Source organism: Rhodococcus sp. EPR-147, assembly GCF_001647185.1.
GTDB lineage: Bacteria > Actinomycetota > Actinomycetes > Mycobacteriales > Mycobacteriaceae > Rhodococcoides.
This window is the reverse complement of record NZ_LVCU01000565.1, coordinates 1-11,199: the sequence shown is the minus strand read 5'-3', so window position 1 is coordinate 11,199 and position 11,199 is coordinate 1. Positions and strand designations below refer to the sequence as shown.

At 65.0% G+C, this 11,199-nt stretch carries 6 protein-coding genes; 3 read left to right on the top strand and 3 right to left on the bottom strand.

The features are described from left to right. Positions 1-38: 38 nt before the first annotated feature. From A2J02_RS25405 to A2J02_RS25395, 3 genes are read left to right on the top strand one after another with little or no spacing between them, the layout of a single operon-like run. Positions 39-6,809 carry an amino acid adenylation domain-containing protein gene (locus A2J02_RS25405; RefSeq protein ID WP_231911508.1) on the top strand — a complete coding sequence of 2,257 codons (6,771 nt, stop codon included), beginning with the start codon at positions 39-41 and terminating at the stop codon, positions 6,807-6,809. After that, positions 6,809-7,687, top strand: coding sequence for a cyclopropane mycolic acid synthase family methyltransferase (locus A2J02_RS25400; protein WP_068055347.1), 879 nt, complete (start codon positions 6,809-6,811; stop codon positions 7,685-7,687). Before A2J02_RS25405 ends, A2J02_RS25400 begins: the two co-directional genes overlap by 1 nt. A 14-nt stretch (positions 7,688-7,701) precedes the next feature. Continuing rightward, positions 7,702-8,376 (top strand): hypothetical protein, encoded by a 675-nt coding sequence (locus tag A2J02_RS25395; RefSeq protein WP_068055350.1) that lies wholly within the window; start codon positions 7,702-7,704, stop codon positions 8,374-8,376. 37 nt (positions 8,377-8,413) lie between these two features. Here the strand turns inward: A2J02_RS25395 and A2J02_RS25390 are convergent, their stop codons facing one another. The 3 genes from A2J02_RS25390 to A2J02_RS28480 all read right to left on the bottom strand — a co-directional run. Then, the gene (locus A2J02_RS25390; protein ID WP_068055344.1) at positions 8,414-9,436 is read right to left on the bottom strand and encodes a hypothetical protein; all 1,023 of its coding nucleotides are present in this window, start codon (positions 9,434-9,436) and stop codon (positions 8,414-8,416) included. A 75-nt stretch (positions 9,437-9,511) separates the two neighbouring features. Further along, positions 9,512-10,276: a polyprenol monophosphomannose synthase gene (locus A2J02_RS25385; RefSeq protein WP_068055341.1), complete on the bottom strand. Its 765-nt coding sequence runs from the start codon at positions 10,274-10,276 to the stop codon at positions 9,512-9,514. Continuing rightward, on the bottom strand, positions 10,273-11,199 hold a 927-nt coding region (locus A2J02_RS28480), incomplete at its 5' end, for a hypothetical protein (RefSeq protein WP_197478138.1). The genes A2J02_RS25385 and A2J02_RS28480, both read right to left, overlap by 4 nt.

Genomic DNA, 11,199 nt, shown 5'->3' with positions numbered 1-11,199 from the left:
CTGCTTCCGAGCCGTCACTCGAACTACTCGATACCGTTGTGCCGGGGCGTATCCCGTTGTCGTACGCGCAGCAGCGGCTGTGGTTCCTCAACCAGTTCGACCCCGCATCGCCCGCGTACAACATGCCGGTCGCAGTGCGAGTCGGAGCCGGTGACGATCCCGCGATGGTTCTGACGGCTCTGCGCGACGTCATCGAGCGACACGAAGCCCTGCGCACCTACTACCCGGCCGACGACGACGGTCCGCGGCAGGTAGTGCGGCCCACCGATACCGTCCTCGTCGAGGTGCCCGAACGCACTGTCTCCGAGCGGGATCTGGACTCCGCTGTGGCAGCAGCCGCGGCCGAGGGCTTCGATGTCTCGGCCGAGGTACCCATCCGCGCAACGCTTCTGCGCGTGCACGAATCCGGCGACACCGTCGCCGTGGTGGTGGTGCACCACATCTCGATGGACGGGTGGTCGGTCGACCCACTCGTACGCGACTTCGCATTCGCCCACGCCTCTCGGGTAGCAGGTCACGCGCCCACCTGGCCGCGCCTGCGCGCCCAGTACGGCCAGTACTCGGTATGGAACCGGGCCGTGGTGGATTCGGTTGCGGACGAACAGCTCTCGTTCTGGGCGTCGGTTCTCGGTGATACAGACACTGCGGCGGCGGAGCTACCGGCGGACTTCCCCAGGCCTGCGGTGCAATCGATGAGAACGGACGCAGTTCCGTTCGAGATCGGGCCGCAGCTGCACGCAGGTATCCGTGAGTTGGCTCGATCGACCAACTCAACCACCTTCATGATTATCCACGCCGCCGTGGCCGCTGCCCTGAGCCGCTTCGGCACCTCGAAGCGCGTCGTGGTCGGATCTCCCACCGCAGGGCGAGGACACGAAGCGCTCGACGAGATGGTCGGGATGTTCGTCGGAACCCTGCCTCTCGCAGTCACTGTGGACCAGTCGGACAGTTTCACGTCCCTGCTCGACGCAGTCCGCACCGCAGACCTCGATGCCTTCTCGCATTCCGACGTCCCGTTCGAGCGTATCGTCGACGCCCTCGCGACCGATCGATCCCTCGACCGGCATCCGCTGTTCCAGGTGATGTTGGCTTTCGACAATGCGCCGCACCGATCGGTCGAGGACCTGCCCGTCTCGGTGCTCGAGATACCCACTCGCACTTCGGAATTCGATCTGACGCTGGTGCTTGCGGACGAACAGGGTGATTCGGCGTCGTCGACCGGCCAGATCGAGTACGCGGTGGACCTCTACCAGCGGGCCACCGTCGAGCAATTCGCGTCGGTGATTCTGGCTTTTCTGAACGCAGCGGTCGCCAACCCGGCTGTTGTCGTCGGTGATCTTGCGCTTGCCGACACGCCAGCCCTGCCGTCGTCGATGCGCGCCGGCACGCTGCTCGACGTATTGAGCGGTGGCACAGCCATGTCCGGTGATGTCGCTGTCGACGGCCTGGAATCGATGACATACGCCGAGCTCGATTCTCGCTCGAACCGGATCGCACGGCTGCTCATCGCACACGGCGTCGGACCGGAAACTCTTGTCGCTCTGTCTCTCGAACGCTCGGCCGAATACATCGTCGCGCTGTGGGCCGTGGTGAAGGCGGGCGGCGCGTTCGTACCCGTGGACCCGCGCTACCCGGCCGCTCGCCGCGAACAGATGCTGGAGCACATCGAGATCGGCTTCGGCGGATTAGAGCCGACAGTGCACTGGCTCGACGAGACGCAGGCCGAGAACTTCAGCGACCTGGCCCTGACCGGTGCGGATCGCCTGGCAGCGCTGACACCTGCGCACCCCGCCTACGTGATTCACACGTCGGGTTCGACGGGAACGCCCAAGCCTGTGGTGGTGACGCATCAGGGTGTGTATGCGCTTGCGCAGCAGGTCATTCCGCGGTACGGCGTGACCTCGAGTTCGCGCGTGCTCCACGGCTACTCGGTCAATTTCGATGCCGCAGTTCTCGAACTCGTCCTTGCTTTCGGGGCCGGGGCGACCATGGTGATCGCGCCGCCGGACCTACTCGGCGGGGACGAGATGTCGGCCTTCCTCACTGCGCATCGCGTCACCCACTACCTGTCCACACCCGCGGTGCTTGCCACCGTGCCGCCGACCCCCGGGATCGAGACCGTCGCCGTCGGCGGTGACGTGCTGGGTTCCGCCGTCGTCGACGACTGGTCGGCCGGGCGGTCGATGCTGAACGCCTACGGTCCCAGTGAGGCGACGGTGGTGGCCACGTTGGCCGAGTCGCTGCGTGCCGGTGAGCCGGTCACCATCGGTCGGCCGTTGGCGCATGTGGGTGCGCTGGTACTCGACGACCGGTTGCATCCGGTGCCACTCGGGGGCGTCGGGGAGCTGTACCTCGCAGGCTCGGGCGTGGCTCGCGGTTACCACGCGGACCCGGCGTCGACCGCCGCGCGCTTCGTTGCGGCACCCGGCGGCACGCGGATGTACCGGTCCGGTGACCTCGTTCGGCAGCAGCCGTCGGGCATGCTCGATTACCGCGGGCGCCGAGACGACCAGGTCCAGATCAACGGTGTGCGCGTCGAACTGGGGGAGATCGAGAGTGCACTGACGGCGCACCCCGACGTCGGTGGAGTGGTGACAGCGGTGCGTGTGAACCGAATTCACGCCTGGGTGGTGGGCCTGGATGGGCAGGACGCTGCCCAGTGGCTGCTGGACCGGCTGCCGTTGTCGATGCAGCCGGCTGTCATCACCCGGATCGACGGTATTCCGCTGACCGGCAACGGCAAAGTGGATCTCGCCGCCCTGTACTCGGAGACGCTTCCCGGCGGCGATCCGGCGGCGGCGCGGAACTTGGCGCAGGAGGTGGTGCTCGGAATTTTCGCCGATCTGCTGGGCATCGAGAATCCTGGCGTCGACGACAATTTCTTCGTCCTCGGCGGGGATTCCCTCGTCGCGACGCGGGCCGCAACTCGCATCAGCGCGGCGCTCGGTACCCATGTACCGGTGCGGACGATCTTCCAGTCTCCCACCGCGCAGCAGCTTGCGTCGGCGATCGAGTTGTTGTCCGAGAACTACACTCCGCTACCCGCTCTGGTCCACGATCCCGACGCGCGGTCGTACCCCGGTCTTGCCCCGGCCGAACGCCGAATCTGGCTGCAGAATCGATACGACCCGACCTCGGCCGCGTACAACATCGCCGTCGAGGTACCGCTTCCAGCGGATCTGGACCTCGCTGTTCTGCGCGCCGCGATAGCCGATGTGCTGGAACGGCATTCACCGCTGCGCACGGTGTACCCGTCGACCGCGAACGGTCCCGTCACTGTTGTTCTCGACCCGCAGATCGTGCTGTCGACGTTGGACGATGCACATGCAGGGCACGATGCTCTGGCCCTGCACGGCTTCGATTTGACCCTCGAAGCGCCGCTACGCCTCGGCCTGCTGGACCGAGGCGGCGAGCGGGTGCTGTCCGTTGTTGCGCACCACATCGCGGTCGACGGGCTCTCGCTCCGTCCGCTGGCCCGAGACGTCGAGATCGCCCTGCTGGCCCGAATGGCCGGATCGACAACGGAATTCGATGCTCTCGCCGTCGACTACTCGGATTACCGAGTGTGGCAGCGCACTGTGCTCGACGCGGTCGCGTCGGATCAGCTCGAGTTCTGGCGTCGCACCCTGGCCGGCGTGCCGGAGTTCCTCGACCTGCCGACCGGAACCCCTGATCCCTCGGCCGATGCGACGGCCGTGGAGTTCTCCGTCGGCCCGGACACCCTCACGCTGCTGCGTTCGCTCGCGCATCGGGTGGGCGCAACGGTGTTCGTCGTGGTCCACGCAGCGTTGGCCGCTGTGCTCGCAGAAGCCAGTGGTACCCAGGACATCGCGATCGGGACGCCGGTGGGTGGCCGATCCGATCCGGCACTCGATCACCTCGTCGGCATGTTCGTCGGTACCGTCGTGCTCAGGACGGAGGTCGATCCGTCGACGACGTTCGAGGACTTCGTCACCGCGGTCCGCGACCGGGATCTCGATGCATTCGCGAACTCGGACGTCCCGTTCGAGCAGGTGGTAGACGCGGTGCAGCCCACCCGCGCCGTCGATACCCATCCGCTGTTCCAGGTGCTCCTGGCCTTCGGTGATACGGCAACTCCGACAATCGAACTGGGGGCGTCGTCGATCACCCCGCGTCGCGTGGACATCACGGACACGCAGTTCGACCTCGAGGTCCTGGTCGACGAGTCCGAGGCCGGACTGATCGGCCAGCTCGGGTTCTCGCCCGCACGGTTCTCGCGATCGGTGATTCTCGGACTGGCCGAGCGCCTGACCGAGGTGTTGACGATGGTCTCGACGCGGCCGAACATTCGGCTGGGCAGCGCAGAGTTCGGGCACGCCCCGTCGGCCGTCACCTCGCACCGCGACAATGCGCCCGGACTCACACTGGCGGCAGTGTTCGAGCAGGCAGTGCAGAGCTGGCCCGACAATGTCGCGGTGATCGAGGGATCGCGATCGCTGACGTACCGTGAGGTGGATCGGCAGTCGAATGCGCTGGCCGACAGACTGATACGCGCAGGTGCTCGGCCCGGGGCTCTGGTGGCGATCGCCTATCCTCGCTCCGCCGACTATGTCGTCGCGATCTGGGCCGTGGCCAAGACCGGAGCGGGCTTCCTGTCCATCGACCCCTCTCAACCCGTGGCACGGGTACAGGAGATCCTCGATCGCGCTGCCCCGGTCACAGGAATCTCGGCTGCCGACTTTCATTCGGTCGGTGCCGACTGGGAGAGCGTCACCGGCGACGAGCTCGATCGGGTCGATGGTCGCGAGGCACCACTCGACAGCGTGGCGTACGTCGTCTACACCTCCGGTTCCACCGGGGTGCCCAAGGGCGTGCGGGTGACGCATCGCGGCATCGCGAATCTGGTGCAGAGCCAACGAGATCTCTTCGGAGTGGAGCCGGGATCGCGGGTACTCCAGTTCGCGTCGCCCAGTTTCGACGCGTCGATCTTCGAGACACTGATGGCCGTCGGTGCGGGAGCCAGCACGGTGATCGTTCCGCCCGAGGTGCACGGAGGGCGCGAGCTCGAAGCGCTCATCGAGCAACATCAGGTGACCCACGCGTGCCTCACGCCGACCGTCCTACAGGTGACCGACGCGGAGGCCGTGCCGTCGCTTCGAGTGATCGTGATGGCCGGTGAGGCCGCCAATTCTGCACTGCTGCAACGATGGTCGCGTCGACGCTCGGTGTTCAACGCCTACGGCCCCACCGAGGGGACCGTCATGAGCACCTGCACCACGGACCAGCGTGCGTGGGGCCCGGCGGTGCCGGTGACCATCGGCGGACCGGTTCGCGGCTTCGACGCAGTGGTACTCGATGCCCGTCTACGCCCGGTGGGCAACAACGTCGTCGGGGAGCTCTACCTGGGCGGGGTCGGCCTCGCCGAAGGTTATCTGGGACAGAGCGGAACGACGGCGAGCAGCTTCGTTGCCGATCCGTTCGGTGACGGTCGGCTCTACCGAACAGGCGATCTGGTGCGCTGGGTTAGTCGGGGTAGCGATCGCGAACTCGAATATCTGGGCCGGGTCGATTCGCAGGTCAAGGTTCGAGGTCATCGCGTCGAGCTGTCCGAGGTGGAAGCGGCACTGCTGCGTCACCGAGATGTGCGTCAGGCCAGCGTGATCGGTCGAGGGCAGTCGCTCGCTGCCTACGTGGTGGGCGGCGTCGAACCGCGGGAGGCTCGCGAGTTCCTGGCCAGGTCACTGCCGGCGTACATGGTGCCCAGTACCGTCACCGTCGTCGATGCACTGCCGATGACGTTGTCCGGCAAGGTAGATGCGAGCACGTTGCCCGAGCCCTCGATCATGTCGACCGAACGACGTGCCCCGGTCTCCGCGAACGAAGTACTGGTACATGCCGTGTTCTCCGACGTCCTGCAGGTGGCCGGTGAGGACATCGGTGTGGACGACAATTTCTTCGATCGCGGTGGGCACTCCCTCTCGGCGGTGCAGGTGGTGGATGCGCTGGGGGACCGGCTCGACCGTCGACTTCCGATCAGTCTGCTGCTGGTACATCCGACGATCTCGGCCCTGGCAGCACAACTCGACGCGGGCGATCACGGTGCTGACGGTGCCTTCGAGGTGGTGCTTCCGCTGCGAACCGAGGGGGTGGGCGCACCGCTGTTCTGTGTGCACCCGGCCATCGGAATCGCGTGGAGCTACCTCTCGCTGCTCGGGGAGACCGAGCGTCCGCTGTACGGGCTTCAGGTGCCCGGTATCGCCGACGGTGACACTGCACCGACCTCGATCGAGGAGTTCGCGGAGAGATACGTGCGCGAGATCCGGGGCGTTCAGCCGCACGGTCCGTACCACCTGCTCGGATGGTCGCTCGGTGGGGTGATCGCGCATGCTGTTGCGACGCAACTGCAGTCGGAAGGTGAGGACGTCGCGCTGTTGGCGCTCGTCGACGCGCAGCTCTCGGCACCGGAGGGCGCCGCAGAGTTCGGCATCGACGATCTTGCTCGTCAGCTCGGGGTCGAGGGTGACTCGTTCGAGACCATCGTGGATCGATTGCGCGAGAACATAAGTGAACTGGCGTTTCTCACCGTGGATCATCTGCGGCGAATGTATCGTCCCGTCGCGGAGGCTCCCACCTGGGTGGCGTCGTACGCGCCTGCGGTGTTCGCGGGGCCGGTGCACTACTTCGCCGCTCGCGGCTCGCACGGTGCGGAGCAGTGGACGCAGTTCGTGGGCGGGCGGATGTCGATTCACCGGGTCGATGTGGAACACGAAGACATGCTGGGCGAGTTCGGTGCCCGTGCACTAGGCCGAGTGATCGGCACCGCAGCTGTGGGGAAAGGTGTGGCGTGATGAGCGAACAATTGGAGCCGTACGTCGATGACGTGCGAACGCACTACGACCTCTCGGACGAGTTCTTCGCGCTGTTCCTCGACCCGAGTATGACGTACAGCTGCGCCTATTTCGAGCGTGAGGACATGACGCTGGAGGAGGCGCAGACGGCCAAGATCGACCTCGCCCTCGGCAAGCTGGACCTGAAGCCGGGGATGACGCTGCTCGACATCGGCTGTGGCTGGGGAGCTCTCGCCAAGCGGGCGGTCGAGAAGTACGACGTCAATGTCATCGGTCTGACGTTGAGCCGAAATCAGTACGAGCACGGACGCACCGTCGTTGCCGACCTGTCGACCGACCGCACCGTCGACATCCGGTTGCAGGGGTGGGAGGAGTTCGACGAGCCCGTCGACCGGATCGTCAGCATCGGCGCGTTCGAGCATTTCAGACGTAACCGATACTCGGCATTCTTCGCGAAGTGCCGCTCGGTAGTTCCCGCCGACGGACGAATATTGTTGCACACCATCGTCATCACGCCACCCGATCCGGTTTCCGGTGGTGGCGGACTCACCCGTGAGGATGCACATTTCTCGCGCTTCATCCTGCGCGACATCTTTCCCGGCGGACAGTTGACGCTCGTCAAGGTGATCAAGGCGAAAGCCGCCGACGCCGGATTCGAGTTGCTGCGGGAGCATCCTCTGAGGTTGCACTACGCGAGGACACTCGATACCTGGGCCGAGAAACTGATCGCATCTCGCGACGAGGCCATTGCCGTGTCCTCGGAGGCGACGTACGACAAATATGTCCAGTACCTCACCGGCTCGTCGGCGCGATTCAAGAGTTCACGCATCGACGTCGTGCAATTCACGCTGGCAGCTGCAGACATACCCGAGAAGTGACAAGGATGCCCACCATGATGAAAGCTCGACTCGGTTGTGTCAGTGGACTGTTCGCTGCCGCGGTCCTGGCCGTCAGCGCGATGGCTCCCGGAACCGCTGCTGCTGCACCTCTTCCGGTCGTCGGACCCGGTAGTGGTTTCGTCACCACCGGAGGCATCGACGACCTTACCGCCTGCTCCATCGCGGCCGTCGGATACGACGACGCCGGCCGACTCGTCGCCCTGACCGCAGGCCACTGCATTCTGCGTACGGGTCTGCCCGTCACCCTCGTCGGATCGCCTACGGCCCCGGTCGGCACTACGGCCGTCGGGCATTGGGGACCCGATTACGGCGTCATCGTCCTCGATCCCACCAAGGTCACGCCGGTGTCCAGTCTGGGCGGAGTCACCGTGACGGACATCGGCACCGGATCGGTGGGTCAGCCGGTCTGCAAGAGCGGCGTCGGCAGCGGACTGACGTGCGGCACCATCGTCGAGAACCGGGGCGGGGACCTGATGTCCGATGCCGTCACCGTCTGGGCCGACTCCGGAGCCCCGCTGGTGGCCGGTACCACGCTCGTCGGAATCGCCAGCCATGCCTCGGGCGTTCCGCTGCTCAGTCCCACCGCCTACGCATCCGCCTCGGAATCGATGCGTTTGCTGAGTGCATCGGGGTCCCCGGGTGCGGGCTTCCGACCGGTGGGAAGCTGATAGCGAGAGCTTCTGAAGATGACGCGGTAGGCCGGAACTACACCCGATCCATGCCCGCCTTGTGGGTCGGGTCGATGAGGAACAGGCTGCTGCCGTCCAATCCGTCTCTGCGGTGGATGTTTCCGCGCAATCCGGCTTCGACCAGTCGCACCGCTATTTCGTAGATCGCTTCGAGGCGATCGTCGGTGAGATCGGGCCTGATCGCGAGATGGATTTCGTCGCCGATGTGGCGCAGTACAGCCTGGAAGTTCGGGCTCACCGCGCTGTAGAGCTCCTCGCACTGGATCACCAACGCGTCGGACATGACGAAGTCGTCCTCGGCCCCGAGTAACGGCATCACTCCGAAGTCCTCGAGCAGATCGATCAGCTGCACAGCGCTACGGCCGGCCGCCGTCGAGCGGTCCGCTTGTACACCGGATTCCACTTCCTTCGTCGTGAAGATCAGTGGCGCCTCGGCGCTGGGATCGAGCAGGCCCAGATCGGCGCGCATCGCCTTGAGCAGCAACGAGTGCATTCTGGTGATGTAGGCATGCTCGCTCTGCAGACGTTCGTGTGCCGGAGCGGGGATTCCGGTTTCGGGAGCCAGCGGTGCGAACACCCGGCGATCGATTCCCGTGGACAACTCCAGTGCCAACGGATGGACGCGCCTGCGCGCGACCACCAGTGCGGCGGTGAGTGCCAGGTTCAGTTGGTCGTAGGCCTTGTCCAATGCCCGCGTCGCAGCCTTCAGATCGCCGACCGGAGTGGAGACCACCGCTGCCGAAATCTCTTCGGCCACAACCCGATCGACGTTGGACAGCGCGAAGAGCAGTTCCTGGTATCGCGCGGTCACCTGGTCGCGGTTCCACGAGTCGTTGTCGCTGGACTGACGCACCTGACGATCGACGGCGGTGTGCAACGCCGCCAACTCCCGCGACATCACCTCCTCCTTCGCGCCGACGCGTCGCACACTCAGCGCAGCCAACGCGGCACCCAGCGCAGCGATGACGACGAGAATCAAGGTCCACACCGCAATTGCGGTCACACCGGACTCGGTAGCAGCTACGACGCTGGTAGTCATGGGCACATCATGCACGAATGTGTTACATATCGTTCTTCTTTCGCCGCTCTAACTGCCAGGTAATTGTGGGTGCGGCTATCGCCTTTCGGATTCAGCCGAGCGCGGTGTGGGCTGCACCGATCTCTGTCGCCATCCCCAGATCGTCGTTTTCCACAGCGCTTCGACCACGACGGCACGGCTCATCTTGCTAGTGCCGGACTCGCGTTCACGGAAACTGATGGGAACCTCGCTGATCTTCTTCCCGGTATCGGCCACCAGCAACGCCATTTCGATCTGGAAGCTGTATCCGCGCGAGGTGACGGACTCGAGATCCATCAGGCGAAGTGCATCGTCGGTGAATACTCGGTAGCCCGCGGTGGCGTCTCGAACCGTCAACGGCGTGAGCATGCGTACGTAAGTGTTTCCGGCTTTGGAGAGGATCTTGCGGCTCAGTGGCCACCCTTCGGTCCGCCCGCCGGGCACGTAGCGGGATCCGATGACGAGGCCGACCTCGGGAGCGTAGGAGGCCGCGATCATCGCCGGCAATCGTTCGGGAGGGTGACTGCCGTCGGCGTCCATCTCCACCAGCCGAGTGAATCCGTTCTCGAGGCCGTATCGGAACGCATCGAGGTACGCGGTGGCCAGACCCGATTTTGCAGGCCGATGCAGTACTCGCACGTCGGGATGTTCCGCCGCCAAAGCGTCGGCGATGTCCCCGGTGCCGTCGGGACTGGAATCGTCGATGACGAGAATCGTGGCACCGGCAACGGAATCCAATGTCCGACGCACCAGCGGAACCAGATTGGCGGATTCGTTGTAGGTCGGGATGCACACCAGGACGTCCGCATAATTGGCGGTCATCGCGCCAACACCTTCGGAGTCCAGATCAGGTAGTAACCCGCGAATTCGCCGTGCCGGGTGAAGGGCACCTTGTTCGAGAGGCGATACGGCGTCTCACCCGTGGTCAGATACTGATTGATCGCTTGTCCGTTGTCCGTGTTCAGACTCAGATAGATCGTGCCGAAATGTGATTGGTCGATCGCTTCGCGGTATGCGTTCATGCCGTTCTTGTTTCCGTAGTTCAGGCTGAACGTGTCCGTCCACAGAATCGGTTCCACCTCACCGCGCAGGGCGTAGCGCTGCGCCGACGGTTCCTCACCGAGGATCGCTTTGTTCGGCGAGACGGCGATCTCCTCGCGTAGGGCCTCGACCACCGCGGTGTCGTCGACCCAGGAGGTGAGGAACTCCTGCGACTGAGTCCAACCCAGCACCAGTTGCATCGACAGTGCAGCGGCAGCGAAGGGAACCCCGAACCACTTCGAGCGAGCGACGAACCAGGCGAGCAGGTACCCCGCCAGCGGAGCCGCGAACACCATGCCGAACGCGACGTGTTTGGACAGCGACGTCTCCTCGCCGATGCGAATCTGCTGCGCTGGCCCGATGACGCTGAACGTCAACAGCGTCAGGACCAACGGCCAGCGACGCCACTGGAGGGCAGCACCGAACACCGCCAGGATCAGGATCACCCCGATCCACGTCGCGGTGTTGGTCAGCAGCAGCGATGCCGAGGCCGGAGAGATAGGTGTGCGGTTGGTGGTGGTCGAGACGATGCCGGGCACCAGATCCTGAGCCCAGAACACCAGCACGAAGAAGGAGATCGCGACGGCCGACAACACGATCAACAAGGCCTGCCGGACGGCTCCCCAGCGAATCCTGTTCCACGTCAGCAGCATTCCGATCACCGCGATACCGGGAAGGTAGACCGCCGTGGCGTACTTGGTGAG

Excerpts from the sequence above, each read along its gene's own strand:
- A2J02_RS25395 (WP_068055350.1), top strand. The coding sequence starts at position 7,702 with ATGATGAAAGCTCGACTCGGTTGTGTCAGTGGACTGTTCGCTGCCGCG.
- A2J02_RS25390 (WP_068055344.1), bottom strand. The coding sequence starts at position 9,436 with ATGACTACCAGCGTCGTAGCTGCTACCGAGTCCGGTGTGACCGCAATT.
- A2J02_RS25400 (WP_068055347.1), top strand. The coding sequence starts at position 6,809 with ATGAGCGAACAATTGGAGCCGTACGTCGATGACGTGCGAACGCACTAC.
- A2J02_RS25385 (WP_068055341.1), bottom strand. The coding sequence starts at position 10,276 with ATGACCGCCAATTATGCGGACGTCCTGGTGTGCATCCCGACCTACAAC.